Below are 25,764 nucleotides of genomic sequence, written 5' to 3' on the forward strand. Positions count from 1 at the left end.
GAGTAACCGTATAGCAACGCCTTACAACAGTTCGTCAGATCGGAGGTTCCCCAGAAAACAAGTTGAGGAACTTCACAAGATCAATGAAAAAATCAAGTCGCCTGTAGTTAGGGTAGTAGGTGAGAATATCACACCTGGTATCTATAACATCAGGGAAGCCCTCAATATTGCAGAAGCTTTGGAACTTGACCTGGTTGAAATTTCCCCTACTGCCAATCCACCTGTTTGCAAGGTGATTGATTACAAGAAGTTCCTTTATGAATTAAAGAAAAAGCAGAAGGAGATCAAGGCAAAAACGGCTAAAATTATCGTTAAGGAAATCAGGCTGGGTCCCCAGACCGATGACCATGATTTTAACTTTAAGTTGAAACATGCGATGAACTTTCTGAAAGAAGGTGCCAAGGTTAAAGTAGAAGTATTCTTCCGAGGCAGATCAATTGTCTATAAAGATCAGGGTGAAATTATCCTCCTGAAATTTGCACAGGAATTGATGGAATTTGCCAAAGTTGAGAAAATGCCATTACTCGAAGGGAAAAGAATGATTATGATCTTATCACCTAAAAAGTAAGTTGAAGTTAGCAAATTTTGATGTTTGCTTTTTAACATTAGAAATTCCCAAATTATCACAAACATAAATCAAATCGTAACATGCCTAAAATGAAGAGTAAAGCCAGTGCCAAGAAAAGGTTCACTACCACGGGCACCGGTAAACTGAAAAGGAGACATGCTTACAAGAGTCACATTCTGACCAAAAAGTCAACCAAACGCAAACGTAACCTCGGTTACTCTGCCATCGTTGATAAGGCCGATGTGAAAGCTGTAAGAGATATGCTCCAATGCTAAACAATTGAATGTTTAACCTTACTTTCAGCCCCTAAAGTTCCCGATTTTTATTGGGACGCTGAAGTAAAAAAAAGTAGAAAACTATGCCAAGATCAGTAAATTCTGTTGCATCAAGGGCCCGCAGGAAAAAAATCCTGAAACAGGTAAAGGGTCAGTTTGGAAGGCGTAAAAATGTCTGGACGGTCGCTAAAAATGCATATGAAAAAGGCGGACAATATGCATACCGTGACAGAAGAACCAAAAAGCGCAATTTCCGTTCCTTATGGATCGTTCGTATTAATGCCGGTGTTAGGGAATTCGGCATGTCGTACTCCGTATTCATGGGAAAACTTCATCAAAGGGATATTCAGCTGGATCGTAAAGTTCTCGCTGACCTTGCCATGAATAACCCTGAAGCTTTCAAGGCTATCGTGGATCTGGTGAAGTAGTCCGGATTCCATATTTGTAAAAGGCCATCAGTCATTCGACTGATGGCCTTTTATCATTATCTTAATAAAAGCATTTGTAAATCAGGAATATCCTGGTCAAGGCTGAACCAGGTTTTAATCTATCAATCCTATCACACATAAATTTATTCAAAGTGTAATGAAACCCTTTTAAAGAAAGAGAAGCATAATGATTCGGCCTGAGCTTAAATGAATTCCTGGTAACAGATCAATGACCCATCCGGATTGATGAATACAATAAGATCTGTTTTGCTATTGGAGAGAAATAGTGCAAAAAGGGTCTCTCCACCTTCCAGGTTAATTTCAATATATGCCTTGCCGGGAGAAAATCCCTTAAATGCAGCTAAGATCAGGTCAGTCACATGCTTCGGAGCCAATTCATAGGGAACCTGATTGGCTCTTCCAAGGTAATCACCACTGAGTGAAAACAGTAACTCCATATGATTGGCTTTATCCATTTCCATCAATAGGATGTATACATTTCCCATGGAACAGGTGTTCTGGATACCAGCACCGAGTAAATGATAATCGGGAAAAGTTTCCTGAACATATTGTCCAATATTCATTGGCAAAAACTCAACAGCCCGGATCATACTGGGTGCAAATTCTGCCGGATCACCTGAAAATGTATATTTAGCGTCTATAGAATTGTTCGTGGATTGCGAGAAAAAGATGGGTCGATGTCCGGTGAAATTGCCGGCAGCATCAAATGTTAATTGTTGTGCGTCTCTCAGAGTGATGTTATATGCAGGTACTTCATTCTTATGGTATACAACACCTGAAATTGATAGGGAAGGGTAGTTACTGCTTATAAAATCAGTAACTTTCACAGGTAGCGCTGAAATACTTGAAATATTCCGGTTTTGATCTTCCTGTTCGACTTCTTTCTTACAAGAGCTCAATACTGCCATTGAGATCAGTAGTATTATGCTAGCTGTTTTCATGATTAGTCAGATTTGGAATTCTAATTTCATCAAATTTAACTTCCTATCCCTCAGGATGCAATAATTGATAGCTGAACGGGTATTTTGGAATGACAGAATAGTCTTTTCAGAAGATGAACAGTCACAATACAGGTAATCTAATATATCTAACAGGTTTGCTGTAATGTCTCTTTAAAAAATTGATATTCAGCCAGTAATATGCCGATAATGAGGAAAGATTCTATTTGCTTTTCTCCTTGGGTAATTCACGTAAAAGCGCTTCCTCACGCTTTCTGATGAAATCTGAAAGTTGATCAACCAACAATTTCTTTGTCAGGATCTTCTTGTTTTCATCCAGAAGATACATTACTGGTGTGCTATTGATATCATACAGGGTATGGTAGTTGCCTTTCAGACTGAGATGGCCATTCACATTGATCCAGGGCATCTTGTTCTTAATAATGTATTCCTTCCATTTAACCAGTGATGTATCACCGCTTACGCCAAAGATTTCAAGGTTATAAAGCCGCTTAAATTCTTCATAAAAGGTGATAACCTTAGGCATTTCTTTCTGACAATGTCCGCATGTACTCTCCCAGAAAAATACCAAGGTGTATTTGGCTTTAGTTGCATAAAGAGAATGAGCTATATTGCTGGTATCCAGCATGATCATTTCAGGTGCAGACTTATTCAGCAATAAAGGCTCCAGTGTATTTACCCGCTTGATAATATTATCCTTCACCGTTGGGTACTGCCATTCCACTTTCCCGTTTTCAAGGTAATTTCTCACTACATAAACAAATAAAGCATCATGTCCCATAATCTCAGAAGTCTCATACTTCAGGGATAGATACCATGCAAGATATTTCTGTGTTTCCGGGTTAACAGATGCAAGCTGGAAAAGCCGGTCAATATCCTTTTGCAGTGAATCCAGGGTTGGAACCACCAATTTATCCAGGTAAGTATCCATCTTGGAAGTGAATACAGGAGTATAAACTAAACGGGCATCCCTGAATTCGAAGTTGTCAAAATAATGCTCTTTATAAACAGGAAAAATCCGTGTTGAATCTACTTTGCCAGTGGCGTCTGTAATAAATGGCCTGATGTCAGGTTCATTGTTGGCTTTAACAAATCTTGAAGCCAGGTGGTCGGGAAAGGTGGTATAATAATTCCTGATGAAATTCTTGGCTTCTGCATCGATGGCATCAATTTTAGCCTGGACTATCATAAGGGAATCTGAATTGCCTTTATTTTTTAGTTTCCAGTTATTCCAGGGCTCAATCTCTTTTTGCCGGGCAGCAATAAAGCTAATATACTGATAGAACTGTTTGTTCTCATCCGAGCCCTTAACCACCATGGTATTGACAACATCCGTAGGTTTACAGCTGAATTCCATCACCTGGTTACCGGTAAGGAAGAAATCAAAATACCTGCTTTTAGCCTGTCCTGCAATGATATACATCCCTTCCTGCAACTTTTCATCCCCGGAGAATTCAAACAAACCCTGTTTATTCACAAAAGCAGTATCGTCGAGGTATTGCTTGCTGCCATAATAATGGGCGAGATATAAAGCAGTATCCTTACTTTCCGAAAGCTTAACGGTAATCTTATATCCTTTTGGTGCTGCATATACTTTCAGAGTGGTGAACAGTAGCATGCAGAAGACAACCATTATTAGTGTCCAGCCAAATCTATTTGCTAAATTATGCATGGTTTATTTCGTCTTTTTTATTGTCAGATGGTCTACGCAATTAATATACCAAAACCTCATCCTGGGCATTTATACCGAACCATTTCCTGTCTTTTGTCACTATGTCCACTTTCAATTGTAACCTTCCCTTGGTTTTCGGAATAGCTACCCTGACATCCTGGCTTAATGCCTTTACAACATCGGTTTCAATAGGTGTCAGTATGCCATTCCAGTCGAGATAGTCGTTACCCTTCATCCAGAAGTAAGAAAGGAAGATATCTTCTCCATTTCCTGCCCTTAGTGGTTCATTTCCCCGATTGACGATCCTAACCTCAACCCAAACAGTATCCAGCGATTGATAAAATCCTCTGGCATTCACATTGATACGAAGGTTCCTGCTTATATATTCAAGGTCCTGGTTAGGGGTGCTATCGTTCAACATTCTGTAAGCTCCGGGATCCAGGTGGAAATAAGTAGGGTTCAACCAATCATGGTCCTTGATTTCCCATCGCCTGAAAAGGAAATCCTTTGGTCCCATCTTTCTATCGTTGCCTTCATAATAATAATCCTCTTTTGGCACAATGGTAACTGTAAGATCACTGCCCTTTAATGAACTTAGCATCATGGTTTCCAAGGGATAAGACCAGTTCAGCTGTGTGTAACCCTTATCAATATTGGATTCTGAAACAATGAATTTACTGCCGCCTTTTTGCCTGGCCGATTCAATGAGGTGTTCCATTTGGTTGACACGAGCAACAAAGAGGCTGCTTCCATTATAAATCATAAAAAGCCGGTAAGCGATTAGTCCTGAGATCAGCAATATGGAAATGTTTTGCAGCCCTGGTCTGGGTTCCTTGGGAAACCCATAAATCAGGGGGATAAATACCAGGGGGACGAAAGGAAATAATACCTGTTCCATATACCTTGAACGATCGAGGGAATAAACGGAACATACCAGGAAAAGATAGGCCATAAAAGTGCCGGTAACCAACAGTAACCTGAACCAATCTCTGCGATAGCTAAACATGGAGATAACAATGATCAAGGCAATCAGCACTTCCGGGTAATTGAAAATGAAGAACCGAAGTAATCCAAGGTAAAAAGAAGGTTCCAGTAGTTGCTGAATCTTAGGATTGTTCAGAAAATCCAGTTGCCAGGAGAGCTTTCCCACTTCATAAGGGCACATCGTATAGGCTTTCAGGACAATCACCCCTGCCATTACCAGCAGAAGCATTGCATAAACAGTCCAACGTCGGGGCTTACTGCTGCGGAAATCGTAAAGCAGTAAGAATGGGAAAAGCATAAATGAAAGCGGGTGGCTTAACAGAATAAGGACTTCAAGGATCATCAGAATTAACATGACCAGAGATGCCCTGATATTTAGCCGCCAGATAGCATAAAAAGTGATAAGTAATGGCACACCATAGTACAGCTCAAACATTGGAGTGAAAAAGCTGAAAGTGATACCCACAGTTTGAGTGAGAATGATCAGCAATCCTGAACGGCGGTCGCGAAGGATATAATAAACAAAGAGAAAAAGTAGATAGAAGAATAGGACATGACTCACCGAATAGAGGATCAGCACGTATTTCAATTCAAGTCCTATCCATACTGCCGATAAGGGGAGGACCTGTGAAATGGCTAGTACGATGCGCTGACATTCAATCCAGAAGAAACGATTATTAATGAATTGGGCTACATAGAAACCGGAATCTGCAAAAATCCTCTCCTTGTACAAAATAATGGATAATGCCATCAGGATGAACCATGGAGCATGAGGTACAAGCCTGTTAACAGCCATATACCTGTATTTGGGCCGTCGCAGGAATTTTCTTAAAGTGATGCGGGTTTCGTCGAGGCTCAAGTTTCTTGAATTAATGTTTCTGTCAATCGTGCCACTTTTTCTCTCCTGCTTCCACCCTTATTTCCAGGTTATTTTCTTTTGGAGGTATAGGGCATGAATACTTTGAATTGTATGCACAGTATGGATTGTAGGCCTTATTGAAATCAATTGTCAGGGTATCACCATCAGGGATGCCGGCATCCATGAAACGCCCTCCTCCATAGCTGCTTTCTCCATTGGTGAGATCATTAAAGGGGATGAAAAGATATTTCTCAAACCCGGGTTTCTTCATTAGTTCAATATTTTGATAGACAAAGAGTTGATAAGAAGTATCATTGAATTGAAAGTTAATTCTGCCAAAAGTAGCATATTCCGGTAGTCTTTCTGTAGTAGTCTTCATTTTGAAATGAAACGGATTGTCAAATCGCTCCAGCGTTGCGATTACTTTGAACTTCTCATCCGGTACAAAATAGTGCAATCCGGTAAAATCCTTTTTAGCTTCTTCAGGTAAAGGAGACTTCTCATCAGTTCTCATCTCTTCATCTTTATCAGCTCTCTCCTTCAATATGGACTGCTCATAAGATAAAGATAGATTTTCTGCACTTTTTTGACTAAATGCAAAATTAAATATCAGGACAGCTAAAAGGATCAGGGCAGGAATTCGGAGTTGAATCATGGATTGTGTTGTAAATCAAGGTTCAGTGCAGATCATTTTCAGATTACGAAGGTAACAAAAACAGCGGTTCACGCTATACAAACGATTTTCAAAACCAAATTAGGTTTCAAATGTTATAACCTAAATAATAATAGTTCTATGGAATTGCAGGATTTGAGAGTGAATTATGGAAAAGGGTCTATTCACGACAGGGATCTCCCTGACCAACCCGTTGAATGGTTTGCTGAATGGCTTGGACAGGCTATTCAGTCCAGTGCTTTTGAGGCCAATGCAATGGTGCTTTCTACGGTAGCAGAAAATGGCTATCCTTCTTCCAGGGTCGTTTTATTGAAAGGTTTTGACGAACGGGGATTTGTATTTTTTACCAATTATGAAAGTCGTAAAGGGAAACAACTTGATAGCAATCCCCATGCATCCTTGTTATTCTTTTGGCCTGAGTTGGAACGACAAGTTCGGATAGAGGGCATTGTGCATACAACAGAAGAAGAATTATCTGATGATTATTTTTATTCCAGGCCGCTGGAAAGCCGGGTAAGTGCTGCTGTTTCTCCTCAAAGTGAAATAGTAGGTTCAAGAGAACAGCTCGAAGCTATGCATAATGATTTTATGCTTTCACATGCAGATGGTAGATTCGACCGTCCGCAGAACTGGGGTGGTTACAGGTTGGATCCACGACTCATCGAATTCTGGCAGGGCAGAAAAAACCGGCTTCACGACAGAATTCAGTACGAAAGGGAAGGCTTTAACTGGAAAAGGACAAGGCTGGCACCCTGATTACCCTTGCTGCTGATGTTCTGCTCTTAGTAAGTCATTGATGGTCTTCACAGGGTTGAATGTACTAATCGGTACTTCAACAAATACAGTGATCCAATCGGCCATTGCACCATTCCATAAGCCGGGTAGTTCTTGGGCTTTCAGACTTTTTCCATCTTTCGACTTAGTTGAAATGAACCCTGTTTCAGGATTAATGTATTTCCTGAGATCAAAATTGTGCCCTTTATAATCACGGACTGCACAAACAATATCTACCGGGTTAAAATGAGTAGATTTACTGAAAATGCTTTTCTGCACTTCATCATCCATATTGATTTGAGATGATTCCACAATCTGCAGACTGATTTCTCCACTATGTTCTTTGACCCAGAATGGCCCGCCACCGGGCTCCCCTTCATTTTTAACCATACCACAGACCCTGATTGGCCTGTTTAACTTTCGAATCAGGTATTCGATCTTATCTTCCCTCCTGAAAGTATTGAAATCAGGATCGACAATAAATCCCAGCTTCGATTTGATAAACCTTAGAATGGTACGGATGTCTTCATCATCGGGACGGTCTTCAAGTGTTTCGATATGTTCAATCACCATATCCTGTAATTCAAAGAGGTATCCCCCCAGAACTTTCTTATAAAGGAATGTGTCAGGTTTCATCCTGTCAGGGACTACATTATCAATATTCTTGATGAAAATGATTTCACTTTCCCTGTCGTTGAGATTCTCAATAAGTGCCCCATGCCCTCCAGGCCTGAAAACCAGGCTGCCATCTGTTTCGCGGAATGGTTTGTCCTTTAGATCTACTGCAATGGTATCGGTGGATGCTTTTTGCAATGAAAAGGTGAGCTCATAGGTGACATCAAACAGCTCCTCATACTTATCCTTGATGCGGTTGATCTCTTCCAGGAAGGTATCGGCATGTTCGGGAGATACTGTGAAATGTATGGCTGCCCTGCCTTCTTTATCCTTACAATAGTTAGCTCCCTCAACCAGGTGTTCTTCAATTGACATCCGGGACTCATTCTCATATTTATGGAACTGTAACACTCCTTTGGGCTGACTGGCATAGTTCAGCCCTTTTTTTGTAAGCAGATATTCAATAATGGTTTTATAATCATGTTTCTGCAGGCATTCTTCCAGGTCAAAGCCTTCCTTTCTTAATACTTTCTGCAGGTCGCTATAGAAAGCAAAATCCCTGATCCTTGATATGAAGGTTCTGACAGGAGTGAGTTTTTTGTCAGAGTTTAACTTTTCGATATCAGCTTCACTTCCGGTATAGGTATCAATAAACTCGAAAAGGTCTTTGAACATTCGGCTGGCTGCACCGGATGCCGGAACAAATTTCAATACTTCATATTTCTTGCTGTTGGAATCGTAGTAATAGGATAGTTTCTTTGCATCCCTCAGGTTGAAGGTTTTGATGCCATCACCAACGATAGCAGGCCTGTCAAGATTAATAAATGGGAAGCCCCTGCGGAAGTTATCTATCTGGGCTTCAATAACTTTAGGGTCAATGCCTTTGGCAGCGATCTGTTTCAGGTCGTCTTTCGAAAAGATGGATGAAATCATAAGATGGAAGTGTATTGAACAAAAATAGTGTTTTTGCGCTAAGAAACCCTTTGCATTCCTTTCAATTTAATCAACAATAGTTTGTTGAATGGGTTTGATGTATCAGATTTATTTTGTCAGATCATTTGTGAATTTCTAAAAAATACTATCTTTGCACCCGCTTTGCCCAGGTGGTGAAAACCGCCTGATACCCCCTGCCCAGGTGGTGAAATTGGTAGACACGCCAGCTTGAGGGGCTGGTGTCCTTACGGATGTGCAAGTTCGAGTCTTGTCCTGGGCACTTACAAAATTACCATCTGCCCAGATGGTGAAATTGGTAGACACGCTGGTTTCAGGGACCAGTGGCTTTGCGGCTGTGCAGGTTCGAGTCCTGTTCTGGGCACAAAAAAGAGGCTTTCTTTTGGGGAGGCCTCTTTTTTTATGCTGTATTCCATTATTCCAGGACTAATGATTAATAAGAAGTTTAAAGGTTTTGGATTCTAAGGGCAACTTTTTGTCAATTAATTGTATTATATAAAATCCGTTGTTGAGGTAGTTGCAATCTATTGTTTCGTTTTGCATAATCTCTTTAGAAAGAATTAATTGTGATGTAGCGTTATAAATTCGCAAAATTAGTGAAGAACTATTTTTAGTCCTTATTACAAAATATTTGTCAGCAGGGTTTGGAAAGATTTCGATTTCATTTTTTACAGAATATTCATCTATTTCTAACAGACTTGTTGATATCGGAAAATTATTGAAAGACAAGGCAGCAATATTGTTCTGATTTTTTAGATAACATTTAAAATCAGGGTCATGTCCGGGTAAAATACCTAAATAACTTACTGACTGTATTGTAGTATCTGAAACCTTGAACATAAATGTTTTGCCATAAATCAGTGGCAGTGAAATCTCAACTGAGTCTTTATCGAATCTGAAAGCACTTGTAATTGAGTCAAGGTCATCCGAATATATCTCGCTGATATTCTGTGTGAACTGTAACCATATAGTATCATTGTGTTTACAAGCATAATTAATATCCGGAGCTTCAAAATCAACAATTGGTGAGTTGTAGACTTCTGCTCCCAACAAACCTTCAAGTCTCTGTGCAAGTTCAACATAACTTGAAGCTTGAAAGTGAATCTGATGGTTAGATCCAGGTTTATGTGGTCCAATACTGTTTGAAGCCATAACCCGACAATTGTTAAACAAAGTAGGCATTATTCGTTGGTCTTCACTTGTATATGCGAGGGGAAGGTTATAATAAGAAAATGAATGTACTTGTATGACATAGAAATGTCCGAAATTTGGAAAGTATTGTTGCCACAATTCATAAAGAGGCTTAAACCTGTTAATATATTCACCTGGTAAAGGTCCATCCTGACCTCCATCGCCTTGGTACCAAAGTATGCCTTTTATATTATCTGATACTCCAGCTTCATAAACCCTGGTATTCAAATGTCTGAAAAAGTGTTTATCATTAGGCATTGAATCATGATAAAAAAATGGTCCGTTGACGGGAGGCAAATGCTGTTCGATATTTGTTCCACCGATAGCTCCATTAATAATGCAGGTCGGAGTTCCAAATTGTTTACTGATATTATATTGAAGTGCCAGCCCCCATGCTCCAACCGAAAAATTTGGAAGTTGAAAAGTTCCTGTTACTTCTGAGACATGCCATGGACCCCTATGTCTCCACATGTCACCATAAGTTCGGCTGAATTTTCCGTAAGCAGTCTGGGAACCATATTTATTTGTTAGATAATCAACTTCAAGTGAGTCCAGATCAGATGTGATTGCATTTGACTGTCCGCTAATTAGATAAACATCTCCACAAACAACATGATTTGCGATAGGTTTCCAGCTGTAAGAATTTAAGGAGTAACTGAATGAGTATTCGCTTAATTCCGATACTATTGGTATAATTAGTGAAAACCTCTTTAAATAAGGTGCAAGAATATAATTTGAATATTGCGAACTGTCACCTGAGAAATCAATTTTCATTACTCTGATGTATAATAGTTGTGCAGTGATTGTTCCGGAAATATTTACAAACCCAATGTTTTGTGAATTCCTTGGAATCAATTGGTAGTCGTAAGGTCTGATTTCTTTTACAATTGACCCATCTCCTCTGTATTCTTTTGCAAAGGTGATAGAAGTACTATCATTGATTTCTAAGTTTTGAATTACTTCCTGATTATATGATTTAATACAAATTAGCAAGAAATAGATGGTGATATATATATATATATATATATATGTTTCATATACAATGAATTAGTCTTATTAATTGGAATGATATAATTAACAAATATATGACTTATTCATATGCTATATCTATATTGAATTGATATAAATTTAATATTAGTATAAATGCAAACTTAATATGTTTATGATTGAACTGAAACATTTATCAATATGCTAAAATTCCTTTACTTCCTTTCGTTTCAGACAATTATGCTTTGGTAATCCTTGACTGAAAGATCAAAATAACTTTGTCTATTGTAACAATTATTCAATTCTTCAATCTATCTGCTTGTCAAAGATCAGCCATTTGTTTTTTGCTTTTTTCAATACATAAAAAACGGAAAATGACTCTTCTGGAGATTTGTAATAGCATATTTCAACCAAAGCCTGATCTTTGGCTGAATTATATCCTACTTTAGAAAACTCTACGATCCCTGAAATTCCTGGAAATTTTTTATACAGCTCCATAAATCCATTCCCCAGGTTCAGTTGCAGAAACCTGTCAAATGTCTGCCTGGGGAATTTCCTGAGTTGTACTTGCTTGCTCCAACCTTCATTCATTTCTGATTTAACCTGGCTTTGTTTATAAAAGTCCGTTAGGAGCGTACTGTCATGAACCATGGATTCCAAAGCTTTGAGTTTATCCGTGGGAACTACCAGGGTTGAATCGAGCAGTAGCAGCTTCTTCACAGGACCCTCTTCGAACACTATTTTGCCTTCGGCAAGGGCTATTGATGAATCCGCTTCAGCACAATGAATCAGCACAGCCTCATAGATTTCAGCATCGGTAGAATTTTCAGAAGAGTCAGGATTGCCTTTCGGGCTTTGTTGGCAGGCTGTTAAACCAATGAGAAAGGAAAATGCCATGAAAAGTGATATGCTGTTTAATCTCCTGATCGACATAATTGCTGTTTTAATGAAATGTGACAATGATAGGTATAACCAATAAACCTCTGCATTGTCTTATAACAGGTGATATTTATAATGTTAGGGTCCAATGAAAGAGCTCACCGGATTCTCCACATTTAATGAATCTATTCTTTTCCAGTACTCTGTATGATGCTATGTTGGTTTTATTTGTCGAGGCCTTTATACACCTTACGATTGGTTGTGATTCTGCCCACTTTATAATTCCACCTACCATTTCAGTCATGAATCCCTGTTTCTGAAATTCTTCATATATCCCATATCCAATCTCAATTTCACCTTTTTCATCCGGCTCTCCCATTATGCAAAGGTCTCCCACCATACAATTCCCGGTTTTTGAAATGGCCGTCCAGAGAGTGTTGAATAAGTAATTTTTGCTGCCATCAGCTACAGCAGGAAGGATAGTCTGTTCCAGTGCTTCTTTAAGTTCTTCTGATATAGTTCTTGAAGATTGTTCGACACCCAGTGATTTTTCCAGGGACTGATCACAAGCTGCATATTGCATCAACTGCTCAAAGGAAAGCGGTTTTATGATGAGCCTTTCAGTTTCAATCATTTGAGCTTTAATTTTAGAAGTAAAAAATGGTTAATATTTGAATAACCTCTTATCGAAGTCGAACGGATCTATTAAAGTAATTGTCAATAACCTGAAATCCTTATGTCTTGGATTGAACAGCATATTAAACTCATCCTTAATTATGGCTGATGGAACCCTCATCCCGACAAATCTACCTGCATTAATAAATTTATCTCCTGCGTCCATTGTAGCGGCAATGGGAGGGATGGAGTTCCATCCGGATGGCAGGTCTTTCGGAAGAAGAGTAAGTAGCTTTAAATGATCAGGAATTTCCATACTGATAAGCTTATAATCAGCAGGAATGAGGTTTAAAGGTAAATGTACGGCAATTTCTACCGTACATAAAGCCCTGGATTCGCTGCAATAAAGCATGGGAGTGCCTTTACTATTCCACCTTCCACCGGAAAGTTCCGCCCCTTTTCCACTCAGGTCAGAAGCATACCTGGCCCTACTGAGTCGGAATACAATCATGCCAGAACCCCATAAGATATTCTGGATAGCTCATCGTTCAAGAGGCTGATGCCAAAGCTGCTATCCAATAATGATTTAGGCTTGATATTCCCAAGGGCAATATTATTCATCCCTAACCAGGTTGTAAACTTTTCATCACCCCCGAAAACTTCAATGCCCTTGTAAAACAAAAGCGCAATTTCCAGGATTTTCTCCGACTGTAAGGGTTCAAATGCTTTATTTTCTGACTTATATCTCTGCATAGTTCTTTCCGAAATATGTAAATACTCCGACCATTCCCTGATTGAAAAATCACAACGTGCTGCAAAACTGTCAAATGCTTCAAAATTTACCCCCTGGCGTGCAAGGTCAATCATTCGAAGGGTGTGATTGTCATCAGCTGTAATGTAGGCTACCATCGGTTCCAGTATATCCATTGCATTTTTCTTTTATATCACAAAGGTAATGTAAAATGGCGATAATAATACGACAAATGGCATTTTTTATTAACAATCTTAAGAGAAACTCCACCAGGTACCTGGCTAAATTCATATCTTGATGATGAATAGTAACCTTGCCTTATTGAATGCTACTGACACTAATACTTCCACTCTTCAGGCCTGAACTATGCGCCTGTATATTGATTTTCCCGCCGGCTCCTTTCTTCCCCCTGATGATAACCAGTACTTTTCCGTTATAGGCTTCTCTTTTTTGACTGGTAAAAGGTGTATAGTCGATTGCATTACCATTATCAGTCGCTACAATTTCACCAGGGCCAGTCAGGCTAAATTCTATTTCAGGATGGGTTCGCGGAACAACATTTCCTTCATTATCAGTAATGTCCACCGTGATAAATGCATACTCAGAACCATCTGCCTTGATGGCCTTCTTATCTGCAGACATTTTTAAAGTTGTTGCCTGCCCTGTTGTTTTTGCACGGTTAGTTGCCCATATTTCCCCATTCTTGTAAACAACAACCTTTAGTTCTCCCGGTTGGTATTTTACCTGATTCCATTCAAATCTGAAATCCTGTCCTTCAACTTTTTTGACTCGTCCCTGGCTCTGGTTATTCAGGAAAAGTTCGGCTTCATCGCCTGAGCTGTAAACGTGAACAGGGGTTATTGAATCAATCCTCTCCGGCCAGTTCCAGTGAGGAAGAATATGCGCCATTGGCAATTCCGGCCGCCATTGCGACTGATAAAGGTAGAACCTGTCTTTTGGGAAGCCGGCAAGATCAATAATGCCAAAATAGCTGCTTCTCGAGGGTGGATTCTTCTTGCCAATCTCTTTAAGCTTCTCCTCCAGTTCAGCTCTTTTCTGCGGATCGTTTCTGAAATTCAGCAGGTTTACCTCGTCAGAATAATAGGGGGTAGGTTCTCCAAGGTAGTCAAAACCTGTCCATACATATTCTCCCAGTAAATGCGGAAAGCGGGCATTCACCCTGAATTGGTCATCGGGGTTGCAGCCCCAGTCAGGATGGGCTTTATCATAACTGGATATCTGCCAGTTTTTGTACTCCGTTCCAAAAAAGTATTCTCCACGGGAGGTTACACACGAAGAGGTTTCACTCCCGATGGTTGGCATATTGGCATACCTGGGATCCTGGTCCCATTTCGGCTGCTGAGAGAAAAAGTAATTGACCCCCATGATATCGAGGGCCAGCACCGACCCTACCTGCCTGCTGTTGTCAGGATCGTTGTACCCGTTCGAAACAGGGCGTGTCGGATCTTCCCTTTTTACGATATCTGCCAGGTGCTTTGTCATTTCAATGTTCTGCTGATCCATAACCTCATTTCCGATCGACCATATAAAGACAGAAGGATGGTTTCTGTCGCGGTGAACCATCGCTTTTAAATCTTTCTCATGCCATTCATCATAAAGTTTATTGTAATCCCAGTTCCTTTTACCTGTTTTCCATGTATCAAATGCCTCGTCCCATACGAGAAAACCCATTTGGTCAGCAAGTTCCAGTAATTCCGGTGCCGGTGGGTTGTGTGAAGTCCGCAATGAATTACATCCCATCTCCTTCAGAATCATCAGCTGGCGCTTCAAAGCTGAAGTATTAATTGCAGCACCCAGGGCACCCAGGTCATGATGGTTGCAGGTTCCCTGTATTTTTACCCTCTTCCCGTTCAGGAGAAATCCATTTCGGGCAGTAAATTCTATTGACCTGATCCCAAAAAAAGTAGTATAACTATCTACCTGCCTGCCTGATTGCATAATGTTTGTTACAGCCACATATCTCTCAGGAGTTTCGATACTCCATAGTTTTGGATTCTGTATGGTGGTAGAAAAGATCTCTTCATGAATACTATTGGCTTTCAGGCTTATTTCCCTGCGCCCGGTTTCTGCTACTTTCCTGCCAACTACCTGATCCACATTTAATTCATGGATATAAGTTGCAACCGTGATGATTTCAGACTTTTCTGAATTGTTTTCTACATTTAGGCTGAGTTTTACTGTAGCGGCTTCTTTATCAACCTGTGGTGTTGTAATAAAGGTTCCCCAATGTGCTGTATGAACATCTTCTGTAGCCAGCAGCCAGACATGACGATAGATTCCGGCTCCGGGATACCACCGGGATTCCCATTTTTCGGTATCCAGCCTGACAGCCATTACATTAGTTCCGTTAGCATGCAGATAGGGAGTTAAATCCATTCTGAAAGAACTGTAACCATAAGGCCATGTTCCGACATACTGACCATTGAGCCAGATTTGTGCATATGCCATGGCACCGTCGAAATCAACATAAACCTTTTTCCCTGAATATTCTTTTGGCAGGATGAAGTGTTTCCTGTACCAGCCAATGCCTCTGTAGGGGAGTTTCCCGGTTTCCCCGGCAAGGTCAATACGGAATGGACCTTCTATAGCCCAGTCATGCGGAATATTCAATTTTCGCCATTTGGCATCATCGTAGCCGGCTGCTGATATCCCGTCAGGTTCAGGAATGCTGTTTCCATCAGGTTGCAGCCCAAACCTTGAAAATGACCAGTCCTCATCAAATGACATTACGCGGACATTCCCTTCTCTCAATATCTTATCTCTTTCGGCTAGCTGCGCCTGTACCTGAAAACTGCCTAAAAGGAAGAACAGGGTTACTATCTTTAAGTAAATAGGCATGGAAATCGAAAATTTGCCTGTTTGTTTCATGGATAACGGATATTTCTTGTGGAACAATGGTTTCAAAAGAGGGTAACCAAAGGTATAAAAATAGAGGATTTCAGACTGCTCACCGGTTATAATGGCAGGTTTAAGTGCATATACGCTAAGGTGCAACTCCAACAGCCATATTTCTTTACACTTATGTAACTTATGCATCTTGTTTCACTAAATTTATTGACAGAATGATTCACCTAAAACGCGAACAAGATGACAAGTCCACGGTTAACCTTCTTCTTTGCTGCTTTCCTTCTGTTTGCTGTTTCTCAAAGTCTTTTTAGCCAGCAGGCACCCTCTTCATGGTCAATTGTTGCATCTTATACAATTCCGGGGAAAGCATCAGGACTGGCCTGGGATGGAACGTACATTTATTCAGGTATTTATGGGGTAAATGGTAACCAGGTTTATAAGTTTAATCCGTCAAATGGGACGAGTGTTTTGCAATGCTCAGGTCCTTTTGATGATGCTTATGGACTCTCATTTAAAAGTCCGAACCTTCTTACTGTCAAGCAACCTTCAAGTTCCTCACAACCCTCTTCTATTATTGAGTTTTCAATGGCCGGAGCACAGGTCAACAGCATTACCCTGCCCGATCATTATATGTCGGGAGTGGCTTATGATAATGGAACCTATTGGGTAGGTACCTACTACCCCGATCCGGGAATGATCTACCATGTAAACTCATCAGGTACAATCCTCTCACAATTTGCCCCTCCCGGTGCCCAGACATGGGATATCTGCATGCAGGGAAACGACCTTTGGATTGCCGATTATTACGGAAACACTCTTTATAAGGTGAGTAATACCGGTTCGCTCATTGAAAGTCATCCTTCGCAGTCAATTAACCCCTCAGGGATTGTTTGGGATGGAAGTTATCTATGGTACTGCGATGGACAACTGGGTTCGAGCAGTACCTTATATAAAGTGGATTTATCTGGTTCCGGAACACCCGCTATCAATATCCCTTCGAACAGTCATAATTATGGAACGGTTACTATTGGTAATTCCTCCACCTGGAACTGCCAGGTACAGAATACAGGAACTGCCAATTTAGTTATTAATGCAGTAAATATCCCATCAGGACAGGGAATCAGTACCGGTTTTAATACCCCGGCTACTGTCACTCCCGGGAATTCCGTAAATATTCCCATGGTATATAGTCCACTGTCAATGGGCCCATTGAATGCTGTCGTTACAATACTATCCAACGATCCGATTCATCCCTCTGTGAACGTAACACTCACCGGGCAGGCTGTGTATGCCGGTCCCCATATTGAACTTTCCGACGATAGCCACGATTATGGTGAGAGACGTGCAGGTGCTTATTCGCGCTGGCTTTTACCTGTTGCAAATATGGGTAACCAGGTTTTATCATTAACGCAAGGCACTTTTTCTGATGAACATTTTTTCTTTGATGAGTCAGTGATCTTTCCCATTTCAGTAGCTACGCTGGAAACGACTTACCTGGGTATATGGTTTCACCCTACGGAAGCTTCTGCCTATCCTTCAACGCTCTATCTTTATTCGAATGATGCATCTCAAAGCCCTGTCCAACTTGACCTCAATGGACAAGGAGTAGTTGAGAATTACCCAATGGGGACCTCCCTGTGGCATTATACTATCAACAGTTCTTTTGATAATAGTCCCAAAGCTATTTATCCTGTTACCGATATTACAGGTGATAGCGTTGATGACGTGATCATTGCATCAGAAGATAATACCATCCGCTGTTTTAATGGAAATGCCTCTGGTGTTGGTGATGTGCTGTGGGCTACTAACATCCCTTCTGGTGCTGTTTATCAGCAGAATGCACTTACCACCATCCCTGATATCAACCTTGACGGATATGAAGATGTAATTGCCGGCACTGCCTGGGGCGACTGCTCAATTGTGGCTCTTTCCGGTAAAACCGGGGCACAGATATGGAAGCATGATACGCATGAGTATGGTAATGGCGGCTGGGTTTACCAGGTAGATGCCCAATATGACTATAATAATGATGGCTTCCCGGATGTATTAGCTGCTACAGGCGACGATGGTAATGGGACAGGGCCTAAGAGGGTTTATTGCCTGAACGGTCATACAGGCGTTCCTCTATGGAAAACAGTTACAGTAGGGCCCTTGTTTTCAGTCATTGGAATTGAGGATTTTACAGGTGATGGCAAACCGGATGTCCTTGCCGGTGGGAGTAATGCCAATGAAAATGAAGGAAGGGTTTATGGTATCGATGGGTCAACCGGCATCGTCAAATGGACTTCAATTCCGGCAGGGACTTCTACCTGGGCATTGATTCAACTCGACGATATCAATGGCGATGGAAAAAGGGATGTGGCTTCCGGTGATTTCAGCGGGCATATCTACTTTCATAATACGGTGAATGGTGCTCAGTTAAAGCAGCTTATGATTGGTAATGTCATCATCCTCAGATTCGAGTCCATCGGCGATATGAATAAGGATGGATACCGGGATTTCCTGGTGGCTCACAGTGGCACCAATGCCATGATAGTGGATGGTTTCAGTGCTTCATACATCTGGACAAGAACCCTGGCAGACAAGTGCTGGACGGTAACTAACATGGGGGATATCAACCGTGATGGGATCAATGATGTCGGAGCGGGCACCTTGTTTACCAATAATAATGCCTATTTCCTGAATGGTGCGAATGGTAACATCCTTAAATCGGAAGGAATCCCTGATCCGGTAGATGCTTTGCATTCCATCCCTGATATAGTGGGAGACGGAACCATGGAATTGGTAGTTGGCGATAGGGAAGGAGGGGTGTACTGTTTCTCGGGAGGGTTTGATCCTTTTGTGGGCAAGCCGGAATCAATGCCTGAGACGCGATTTATTGCAATTCCTAATCCATGCAGTAACAGGCTGTCAGTTTATTATCCTGAAGAATTTACTATGAGAATTCTTGATCTTTCTGGAAAAATGGTCTTTCAAAAGCATATTAAGACTACCGGGGAAAAGGTTATCCTGGACAGAAACGAGTTGAATATCCCTGCCAATGTTACAGGAATGTTTCTGCTGGAATGGATCTCTGCAAAAAGTAGTGGGAATTGTAAAATTGTATTTACTGCAGTGGATTAAGCTGAAAACCCAGTTTAATCAATAGATCTGTTATTTTAGGATCTGCTTTTTCCGCAATAATTTTATAAGCTGGATACTCCCTTCTTAAAGGGTAATTGTTCCTTATAGACTCGAAATTATCAGGTGACTGACGGAAGTTTTTATCTTCAGCCCTGATGTCATAAACTTCCCGGATGACTGAAGCAAGTTGGTCTAAATAGTTTACAGACAGGTTGTCGATTCCGATTTCCGGATAAACAGGTGGCTGGACTTCAGAGGGATGCCATTTTTTTAACGGCAAATCAAAAAAATCTGAAAGTGCATTCACCACGATTGATGTTCCGTTGGCTTTCCCGTCAAGAGAGTAGCCAGCTATGTGAGGAGTGGCGATAAAAGCCAATTCTATCAATTCAGGATCAGGGAATGGTTCATTTTCCCATACATCCAGGATTGATGAAGAAATTTTCCTGGTTTTTAAAGAGGCTTTCAAAGCTTGTGAATCAACTACCTCACCCCTGGATGTGTTGATCAAAATGGCGCCATTTTTCATTTTCTCAAGATTCCCATCATTTATAAGATGAAAGGTTTTATCAATGCCTGTAATGTATAAAGGAACATGAAGGCTAATGATATCTGATTGTTCCAGCAGAGTATCCAAATCAATGAAAAACCCTTTTCCTTCGTTTCTCTCCCTTGGGGGGTCATTGACTAAAATATTTAAACCAAGCAGTTCAGCAACTTTTTTTACTTTTGTCCCAACATTCCCCAGGCCAATAATTCCTAAAGTATGCTCATGAAGGTCAAGTTTTGGTGTCCAATGCCAGTTCAATAAACGCCGATAATACATACTGGCTGACAGATGAAGCATTGCAACCTGGTGCATTCGCCCATTTAATATGATGTTTCTCGCAGTAATGAGTGTCGATATGATCAAAGCCTATAGTTGCGGTTCCGATGAACCTTACCCTCGTATCATGAAGAAGAGCTTCATTGCAGATTGTGCGGGTCCGGATGAGTATGGCGTCAGCTTCCCTGACAGCTTCATTTGTAATTGAAGTTGCAGGCAGGTATCGCACCTCAGCATAGGGTTCAAGGACATCTTTAAGAAAAGGTATGCTCTTGTCTGCAATGATTTTCAACATCCTTGTGGTTATTTATGGAAAGGCTTATTCCCAATAGTGATACAAAGGTAAACATCAATTCTATACTTATTGCCCCTTCTGTACTACCCACATCCCCCCAAGCATCAGCATACAACCCATTAGACCCTGAAAAGAAAGCGTTTCACCAAGCAATAACCATCCACCGATAGCAGCAAATACAGTTTCAAAGCTCAGGATAATCGTTGCATAAGTCGGATGTACATGCCGCTGGGCAAATACCTGTAAGGTGTAAGCAATTCCTACTGACATCAGTCCGCCATATAAGAGGGGTAGAGCTGCATCCAGAATGGGCTGGTATTCAATGGTTTCAATGAGGCCAGCAGTAAATAAGCTGAGAATGGCACAGACAGCAAATTGAATAACAGAAATCTTAAGTGGTGAATGGTTGACAACCAGTCGATTGATCAATTGAACATGAACTGCCCAGAAAACAGCAGAAATCAATATCAGCAAATCACCTTTGCTAATGCTCAGTTTTTCATTTACTGTAAGTAGAAAAAGTCCTGCTACTGCCAGTATTGCCCCTGCCCAGGTATACTTGTGTATATGCTGGCCGATAAGTATTCCGAGTATCGGGACAAAAATCACATACAATCCGGTGATAAATCCTGCTTTTCCTGCTGAGGTCCACACCATTCCTGCCTGCTGAAGAGATGCCCCGATGAACAGGACGACACCTGCAATAATCCCCGCTTTCAGATGACTGAAGTTAGTGGATGTAATTTCGGATTTTTCAGGTTTTAAATAGATCAATAGCGGAAGCAGTGAGAGGCTCCCCAGGGCAAACCTGATGCCATTAAAGGTAAAAGGGCCAATAAATTCCATCCCTTTTCGCTGCGCTACAAAGGCAAAACCCCAGATAGCTGCAGTAATCCACAGCATACTGATAGCTTTTTTATTGTTTTGGCCTGGCTTCACTTTTTCGGTTCAGGGATTTAGTTATATTTGGCTTCCCAACAAACAGGAAGATATGATACCTATTGATGCGATGAAATTACTGCTTTTGAGCAACTCTACCAATGCCGGTGAAGAATACCTGGGCTGGCCAAAGCAAATCATTAAGGAATTTCTGGATAAATTTGAAGTCCGGAAGTGCCTGTTTATCCCTTATGCAGGGGTAACCATTAACTTTAATGATTATACTGACAGAGTACGAAACGTATTTTCGCTTTTCAATTGCGAAGTAGTATCCATCCATACGCAGTCCGACCCGGTGCAAGCCGTTCAGGAAGCTGATTGTATTGTTGTTGGAGGGGGAAACACCTTTAGACTGGTTCAACTCATGCATGATAAAGGAATTATGGCTCCTATCAGGGCAAAAGTACTGGCTGGTACACCCTTTATTGGCTGGAGTGCAGGTTCCAATGTAGCCTGCCCAAGTATGAAGACTACCAACGATATGCCCATTGTTCAGCCTGCCAGTTTTGATACCTTAAACCTGGTTCCATTCCAGATAAACCCTCACTATCTTGATATCAATCCGGAAGGCCATGGAGGTGAAACCCGCGAACAGCGTATAGTAGAATTCCTTGAAGTTAACCGGAATATCAACGTGGTTGGGCTTCGGGAAGCTTGTGCCCTGTATTATGAATATGGTCACCTGTTTCTGAAAGGTAGCCGCCCTATGAGGATTTTCCATTATCATAATCCTCCTATCGAAGTAGATGGTGGACAAGACCTGGATTTCCTTCTTCATCCTGCTGTTTGATTCTGATGATTTGACCGGGTTCAAAAGTTGAACGTGCTTCCGAAGTGACGTACTGGAGAACTTCCGCATCCTTTTCAAGTCAGGGAAATTTTTGTTTTCTTCTGGTAGAATCTGTTAGCCAACAAAGATATTGGTTCTGCTTTCTTTCTATCTTTGCGGCATGCATGAAACCATCCTGATTCTTGATTTCGGATCTCAATATACCCAGCTGATAGCCAGGAGGGTACGAGAGCTGAATGTCTATTGTGAAATACATCCTTTCAATCATTTTCCTGCCATCACACCTGATATTAAAGGCGTTATTCTTTCCGGAAGCCCTTTTTCAGTCCGTGATTCAGGCTCCCCTGCTCCTGATTTGGCAGGTATCAAAGGTAATTTACCATTATTGGGGGTATGTTACGGAGCCCAGTATCTGTCGCAAATTAGCGGTGGGGATGTACAAGCCTCAAATACACGCGAATATGGCAGGGCAAACCTTGAATTCATTCATACTGAGAATGAACTTTTGCAAGGTATGACTCCAGGTAGCCAGGTGTGGATGTCGCATGGCGATACCATTCAATCAATACCAGGGTCATTTCAAATCATTGCCAGCACCCGCGATGTTGAAATAGCAGGTTTCAAAATAGAAGGAGAACCTTCTTACGGTATCCAGTTCCATCCTGAAGTTTACCATTCAGTTGAAGGATCAGTATTATTGAAAAACTTTGTTGTTGGCATCTGTGGATGCAGCCAATCATGGACTCCCGACCAGTTTGTAGAAAGTACAGTTGAGGACCTCCGCAAACAAATCGGGACCGATAAGGTTGTGCTCGGATTGTCAGGTGGGGTAGATTCTTCCGTTGCTGCGCTCTTACTGCATAAAGCTATAGGTACTCAACTCCACTGCATCTTTGTGGATAATGGCTTATTAAGAAAGAATGAATTTGAATCTGTCCTGGATTCATATCAGCATATGGGTTTAAATGTAAAGGGAGTCGATGCCAAAGGACTTTTCTATACAGCACTGAAAGGTATCACAGACCCTGAGTTGAAAAGAAAGGCTATCGGTAAAACCTTCATTGATGTTTTCGATTCCGAAGCCCATTATATTCGCGATGTTAAATGGCTTGCCCAGGGTACTATTTACCCTGATGTGATCGAATCGGTTTCCGTTAAAGGACCTTCTGCTACCATCAAATCCCATCATAATGTGGGTGGTTTGCCTGATTATATGAAACTCAAAGTGGTGGAACCGCTCAAAAGTCTTTTCAAAGATGAAGTCAGAAGAGTAGGCAAAACTCTCGGACTGGAACCGGATATTTTGAATCGTCACCCTTTTCCGGGTCCCGGACTTGGTATCAGGATATTAGGGGATGTCACCGCTGATAAAGTCAAAACTCTCCAGGAAGCGGATTACATCTATATCGAAGGCCTGAAAAGCCATGGCTTATATGACAAAGTCTGGCAAGCCGGTACAATACTTTTACCTGTGCATTCAGTAGGGGTGATGGGTGACGAACGGACCTATGAGAATGTAGTCGCATTAAGAGCTGTCGGTTCTACAGATGGAATGACAGCCGACTGGTCACATCTTCCTTACGAATTTCTTGCTGCCATCTCAAGTGAGATTATCAATAAAGTTAAAGGGGTAAACCGGGTGGTTTATGATATCAGCTCCAAACCTCCAGCCACTATTGAATGGGAATAATATCCCGGGAACCAGGCTCCGTTTTCTCAGATCCGCATGGACTGAGTCTTCAAAGTCAAAACTATCCAGCATGAAAAGCAGATTTTTACTTCTTTCTATTCTAACTCTCTTGCTTTTGCAATGGCCTGTCTATGCCCAGGATCCTGTGGTAAGAAGATCTGCAGTTGTCGAGCAGTATAAAGGGAATCCTTATTACCTGCATTTTGTAAAATCCGGTGAAACCATTACTGCCATAACCAAAGCCTATAATGTTTCAAAGAATGAACTGATTGCAGAAAATCCTTTTCTACAGGAAGGTCTCAAGGTTGACCAGGTACTTAGGATCCCTAAACGGGAAGTGGAAGAAATCACCCCTGAACCTGAACCTTCAGCTAAATCAGAAATTGCAAAACCTTCTGTTATTAGTGAAAAAACATATGTCGTAAAGAAGAAGGAAACGCTTTATGGGATTTCCAAAAAGTTTAATATCACTGTCGAAGACTTGCTTAGGGCGAATCCAGGCATTACTGCACTCCAGGAAGGTATGGAACTAAAGATTCCATCTTCATCGGCTGATAAAAATCCGGATCCCATTATTCCTGCACAAAATACTGTCCTGAACAAAACGATTGATTCGGATGAAAAGGACTATGAAATGATTAAAGTGGAACCCGGACAAACTGCGTATAGCCTTTCAAAAGCAAATAATATTACTGTTGAACAGTTTTATACGCTTAATCCTGATGCGCGTGAAGGATTAAAAGTTGATCAACTGGTAAAAATCCCTCGTTCTGATAATAGGTTAGTAAATAAGGTCGCAGAACAAGAAAAACTAAATAATGAACAGACTGAAAAGATAGAAGGAAATAAAACAGAGAGAATTCTGAATACCCGTAAATCTGTGTCAGGTATAATCCCGGATTCATGCATAAATCTCACAAATCGTAATCGTACTTACCATATTGCTTTCCTGCTTCCTTTAGCCCTTGAAGAATCAGATAGTATTCTGGTTCAGACTGAAGATAATGCCAAACCTTTGACTGAATTCAAAACTTTTGATTATTTCCAGTTCTATTGTGGATTGAAAATGGCTGCAGATTCCCTGGGAAAAATTGGCTTTAATGCTAAGATCCATGTATATGATGCTGATTCTGAAACGGATTCCCTTAAAATTAAGAAGGTTTTATACAAAAATGAATTGGCTTCAATGGACCTCGTGATCGGTCCGCTATTCGTTAAGAGTTTTGAGGTGGCTTCCAGGTATTCAAATAAGCATAAGATGAATATGGTGAATCCCTTGTCGCGAAGGGATAGGATCGTAGAGGGAAATCCTTTTGTAATCAAGGCACAACCTTCAGAAATAGCAATCGCTGATGAAATTGCTTCATTTGTTTCAAAGAAATACAAGGATGACAATATTGTGATTATACGCAATGGAGTGAAGGAATTAAGTATCCTTTATGAGTCGTTAATCGCTGGTTTGCAGGGTGGTGGAGAAATTCCTGCAACAAAAATGAGAAAGGTAAACTACCAGACTGATGGATTTCAGGGAGTTACAAAAGCACTTGCTCCCGATAAGAAAAATGTTGTGATTATGCTGTCAGCAAACAGATCTCATATTCCCAACTTTGTTTCCTTGCTACATAACTATGGAAAAGGAAAAGATATCACACTTATTGGAGTTCCTGGCTGGGAAAACCTTGATATTGAATCAGAATTTCTTGAAAAACTTGATTTTCATCAGGTTACTACTTCATATGTTAATTATGAGGACGAAAATGTGAAACTTTTTGTGAAACAGTTCAGGCAACTCTACAATACCGAACCTGAAGTGGATAAACAAGCATTCCTCGGATATGACCTGGGATGGTATTTCTTCCAGGCATTAATGAATTTTGGACCTGACTTCAGTAACTGTCTTCCGGCTTTCAAAATGGATGGACTTCAATATGATTTTGATTTTAGCCGTGATTCTACTACTGACGGATTCCAGAACTATTCCTGTAAAATCATCAGGATTAAGGATTATAAATGGATTGAGGCAGAATAATT

Annotated in this window: 22 protein-coding genes and 2 tRNA genes; 10 read left to right on the top strand and 14 right to left on the bottom strand. The window is 40.9% G+C overall.

Annotation, left to right across the window (positions count from 1 at the left end):
* The first annotated feature begins 10 nt into the window (after positions 1-10).
* The 3 genes from IPH84_06885 to rplT all read left to right on the top strand — a co-directional run bounded on the left by IPH84_06885 (position 11) and on the right by rplT (position 1,271).
* Positions 11-568, top strand: a complete 558-nt coding sequence (locus IPH84_06885) for a translation initiation factor IF-3 (protein MBK7172947.1) — start codon at positions 11-13, stop codon at positions 566-568.
* Positions 569-648: 80 nt separating this feature from the next.
* Positions 649-843, top strand: coding sequence for a 50S ribosomal protein L35 (rpmI, locus tag IPH84_06890; protein ID MBK7172948.1), 195 nt, complete (start codon positions 649-651; stop codon positions 841-843).
* A gap of 83 nt (positions 844-926) precedes the next feature.
* Positions 927-1,271 (top strand): 50S ribosomal protein L20, encoded by a 345-nt coding sequence (rplT, locus tag IPH84_06895; GenBank protein ID MBK7172949.1) that lies wholly within the window; start codon positions 927-929, stop codon positions 1,269-1,271.
* A gap of 203 nt (positions 1,272-1,474) precedes the next feature.
* On the opposite strand, the gene IPH84_06900 is transcribed toward rplT, so the two are convergent.
* The 4 genes from IPH84_06900 to IPH84_06915 all read right to left on the bottom strand — a co-directional run bounded on the left by IPH84_06900 (position 1,475) and on the right by IPH84_06915 (position 6,421).
* Positions 1,475-2,233 carry a hypothetical protein gene (locus IPH84_06900; protein MBK7172950.1) on the bottom strand — a complete coding sequence of 253 codons (759 nt, stop codon included), beginning with the start codon at positions 2,231-2,233 and terminating at the stop codon, positions 1,475-1,477.
* 220 nt (positions 2,234-2,453) lie between these two features.
* On the bottom strand, positions 2,454-3,869 hold the full coding sequence (locus tag IPH84_06905) for a DUF5106 domain-containing protein (protein ID MBK7172951.1): 1,416 nt from the start codon (positions 3,867-3,869) through the stop codon (positions 2,454-2,456).
* A gap of 94 nt (positions 3,870-3,963) precedes the next feature.
* The gene (locus IPH84_06910) at positions 3,964-5,766 is read right to left on the bottom strand and encodes a hypothetical protein (protein ID MBK7172952.1); all 1,803 of its coding nucleotides are present in this window, start codon (positions 5,764-5,766) and stop codon (positions 3,964-3,966) included.
* 22 nt (positions 5,767-5,788) lie between these two features.
* Complete coding sequence (locus IPH84_06915; GenBank protein MBK7172953.1) at positions 5,789-6,421, bottom strand: DUF1684 domain-containing protein; 633 nt, start codon at positions 6,419-6,421, stop codon at positions 5,789-5,791.
* Between the two features lie 138 nt (positions 6,422-6,559).
* Here IPH84_06915 and pdxH point away from each other — a divergent pair, with 138 nt between their 5' ends.
* The gene (gene pdxH / locus IPH84_06920; GenBank protein MBK7172954.1) at positions 6,560-7,195 is read left to right on the top strand and encodes a pyridoxamine 5'-phosphate oxidase; all 636 of its coding nucleotides are present in this window, start codon (positions 6,560-6,562) and stop codon (positions 7,193-7,195) included.
* Here the strand turns inward: pdxH and IPH84_06925 are convergent, their stop codons facing one another.
* Positions 7,196-8,761 (bottom strand): DUF4301 family protein, encoded by a 1,566-nt coding sequence (locus tag IPH84_06925; protein ID MBK7172955.1) that lies wholly within the window; start codon positions 8,759-8,761, stop codon positions 7,196-7,198.
* A gap of 196 nt (positions 8,762-8,957) precedes the next feature.
* On the opposite strand from IPH84_06925, the gene IPH84_06930 reads away from it, so the two are divergent.
* A tRNA-Leu gene (locus tag IPH84_06930) sits at positions 8,958-9,041 on the top strand.
* An 18-nt stretch (positions 9,042-9,059) separates the two neighbouring features.
* A tRNA-Leu gene (locus tag IPH84_06935) sits at positions 9,060-9,143 on the top strand.
* 62 nt (positions 9,144-9,205) lie between these two features.
* Here the strand turns inward: IPH84_06935 and IPH84_06940 are convergent.
* The 6 genes from IPH84_06940 to IPH84_06965 all read right to left on the bottom strand — a co-directional run bounded on the left by IPH84_06940 (position 9,206) and on the right by IPH84_06965 (position 16,061).
* A complete protein-coding gene (locus IPH84_06940) occupies positions 9,206-10,963 on the bottom strand; it encodes a T9SS type A sorting domain-containing protein (protein ID MBK7172956.1) in 1,758 nt (585 codons plus the stop codon).
* Between the two features lie 300 nt (positions 10,964-11,263).
* Positions 11,264-11,890: a hypothetical protein gene (locus IPH84_06945; GenBank protein ID MBK7172957.1), complete on the bottom strand. Its 627-nt coding sequence runs from the start codon at positions 11,888-11,890 to the stop codon at positions 11,264-11,266.
* 76 nt (positions 11,891-11,966) lie between these two features.
* Positions 11,967-12,470: a GNAT family N-acetyltransferase gene (locus IPH84_06950; protein ID MBK7172958.1), complete on the bottom strand. Its 504-nt coding sequence runs from the start codon at positions 12,468-12,470 to the stop codon at positions 11,967-11,969.
* A 30-nt stretch (positions 12,471-12,500) separates the two neighbouring features.
* Positions 12,501-12,962, bottom strand: coding sequence for an RES family NAD+ phosphorylase (locus IPH84_06955; GenBank protein ID MBK7172959.1), 462 nt, complete (start codon positions 12,960-12,962; stop codon positions 12,501-12,503).
* Entirely contained in the window at positions 12,959-13,378 is a 420-nt protein-coding gene (locus tag IPH84_06960; GenBank protein MBK7172960.1) for a DUF2384 domain-containing protein, read from the bottom strand. Before IPH84_06960 ends, IPH84_06955 begins: the two co-directional genes overlap by 4 nt.
* 142 nt (positions 13,379-13,520) lie before the next feature.
* Entirely contained in the window at positions 13,521-16,061 is a 2,541-nt protein-coding gene (locus IPH84_06965) for a DUF4982 domain-containing protein (protein ID MBK7172961.1), read from the bottom strand.
* A 249-nt stretch (positions 16,062-16,310) separates the two neighbouring features.
* Between IPH84_06965 and IPH84_06970 the strand changes: the two genes are divergently transcribed.
* On the top strand, positions 16,311-19,193 hold the full coding sequence (locus tag IPH84_06970; GenBank protein ID MBK7172962.1) for a choice-of-anchor D domain-containing protein: 2,883 nt from the start codon (positions 16,311-16,313) through the stop codon (positions 19,191-19,193).
* Here the strand turns inward: IPH84_06970 and IPH84_06975 are convergent.
* From IPH84_06975 to IPH84_06985, 3 genes are all read right to left on the bottom strand, one after another.
* Positions 19,177-20,040, bottom strand: coding sequence for a 4-phosphoerythronate dehydrogenase (locus IPH84_06975; GenBank protein ID MBK7172963.1), 864 nt, complete (start codon positions 20,038-20,040; stop codon positions 19,177-19,179). The genes IPH84_06970 and IPH84_06975 overlap by 17 nt on opposite strands.
* Positions 19,973-20,314 (bottom strand): hypothetical protein, encoded by a 342-nt coding sequence (locus IPH84_06980; protein ID MBK7172964.1) that lies wholly within the window; start codon positions 20,312-20,314, stop codon positions 19,973-19,975. Before IPH84_06980 ends, IPH84_06975 begins: the two co-directional genes overlap by 68 nt.
* Before the next feature lie 66 nt (positions 20,315-20,380).
* Positions 20,381-21,217: a DMT family transporter gene (locus tag IPH84_06985; GenBank protein MBK7172965.1), complete on the bottom strand. Its 837-nt coding sequence runs from the start codon at positions 21,215-21,217 to the stop codon at positions 20,381-20,383.
* Between the two features lie 106 nt (positions 21,218-21,323).
* Here IPH84_06985 and pepE point away from each other — a divergent pair, with 106 nt between their 5' ends.
* The 3 genes from pepE to IPH84_07000 all read left to right on the top strand — a co-directional run bounded on the left by pepE (position 21,324) and on the right by IPH84_07000 (position 25,762).
* A complete protein-coding gene (pepE, locus tag IPH84_06990; protein MBK7172966.1) occupies positions 21,324-22,043 on the top strand; it encodes a dipeptidase PepE in 720 nt (239 codons plus the stop codon).
* 160 nt (positions 22,044-22,203) lie between these two features.
* Positions 22,204-23,733: a glutamine-hydrolyzing GMP synthase gene (gene guaA / locus IPH84_06995; GenBank protein ID MBK7172967.1), complete on the top strand. Its 1,530-nt coding sequence runs from the start codon at positions 22,204-22,206 to the stop codon at positions 23,731-23,733.
* Positions 23,734-23,803: 70 nt separating this feature from the next.
* Positions 23,804-25,762 (top strand): LysM peptidoglycan-binding domain-containing protein, encoded by a 1,959-nt coding sequence (locus IPH84_07000; protein ID MBK7172968.1) that lies wholly within the window; start codon positions 23,804-23,806, stop codon positions 25,760-25,762.
* Positions 25,763-25,764 lie beyond the last annotated feature (2 nt).

The organism is Bacteroidales bacterium (genome assembly GCA_016707785.1).
Taxonomy (GTDB): Bacteria; Bacteroidota; Bacteroidia; order Bacteroidales; family UBA4417; genus UBA4417.

Excerpts from the sequence above, each read along its gene's own strand:
- pepE (MBK7172966.1), top strand. The coding sequence starts at position 21,324 with ATGAAATTACTGCTTTTGAGCAACTCTACCAATGCCGGTGAAGAATAC.
- IPH84_06955 (MBK7172959.1), bottom strand. The coding sequence starts at position 12,962 with ATGATTGTATTCCGACTCAGTAGGGCCAGGTATGCTTCTGACCTGAGT.
- IPH84_06965 (MBK7172961.1), bottom strand. The coding sequence starts at position 16,061 with ATGCCTATTTACTTAAAGATAGTAACCCTGTTCTTCCTTTTAGGCAGT.
- IPH84_06905 (MBK7172951.1), bottom strand. The coding sequence starts at position 3,869 with ATGCTACTGTTCACCACTCTGAAAGTATATGCAGCACCAAAAGGATAT.
- IPH84_06950 (MBK7172958.1), bottom strand. The coding sequence starts at position 12,470 with ATGATTGAAACTGAAAGGCTCATCATAAAACCGCTTTCCTTTGAGCAG.
- guaA (MBK7172967.1), top strand. The coding sequence starts at position 22,204 with ATGCATGAAACCATCCTGATTCTTGATTTCGGATCTCAATATACCCAG.
- rpmI (MBK7172948.1), top strand. The coding sequence starts at position 649 with ATGCCTAAAATGAAGAGTAAAGCCAGTGCCAAGAAAAGGTTCACTACC.
- IPH84_06975 (MBK7172963.1), bottom strand. The coding sequence starts at position 20,040 with ATGCTTCATCTGTCAGCCAGTATGTATTATCGGCGTTTATTGAACTGG.
- pdxH (MBK7172954.1), top strand. The coding sequence starts at position 6,560 with ATGGAATTGCAGGATTTGAGAGTGAATTATGGAAAAGGGTCTATTCAC.
- IPH84_06970 (MBK7172962.1), top strand. The coding sequence starts at position 16,311 with ATGACAAGTCCACGGTTAACCTTCTTCTTTGCTGCTTTCCTTCTGTTT.
- IPH84_06980 (MBK7172964.1), bottom strand. The coding sequence starts at position 20,314 with ATGTTGAAAATCATTGCAGACAAGAGCATACCTTTTCTTAAAGATGTC.
- IPH84_07000 (MBK7172968.1), top strand. The coding sequence starts at position 23,804 with ATGAAAAGCAGATTTTTACTTCTTTCTATTCTAACTCTCTTGCTTTTG.
- IPH84_06915 (MBK7172953.1), bottom strand. The coding sequence starts at position 6,421 with ATGATTCAACTCCGAATTCCTGCCCTGATCCTTTTAGCTGTCCTGATA.
- IPH84_06900 (MBK7172950.1), bottom strand. The coding sequence starts at position 2,233 with ATGAAAACAGCTAGCATAATACTACTGATCTCAATGGCAGTATTGAGC.
- IPH84_06985 (MBK7172965.1), bottom strand. The coding sequence starts at position 21,217 with ATGCTGTGGATTACTGCAGCTATCTGGGGTTTTGCCTTTGTAGCGCAG.
- IPH84_06960 (MBK7172960.1), bottom strand. The coding sequence starts at position 13,378 with ATGGATATACTGGAACCGATGGTAGCCTACATTACAGCTGATGACAAT.
- IPH84_06945 (MBK7172957.1), bottom strand. The coding sequence starts at position 11,890 with ATGTCGATCAGGAGATTAAACAGCATATCACTTTTCATGGCATTTTCC.
- IPH84_06925 (MBK7172955.1), bottom strand. The coding sequence starts at position 8,761 with ATGATTTCATCCATCTTTTCGAAAGACGACCTGAAACAGATCGCTGCC.
- rplT (MBK7172949.1), top strand. The coding sequence starts at position 927 with ATGCCAAGATCAGTAAATTCTGTTGCATCAAGGGCCCGCAGGAAAAAA.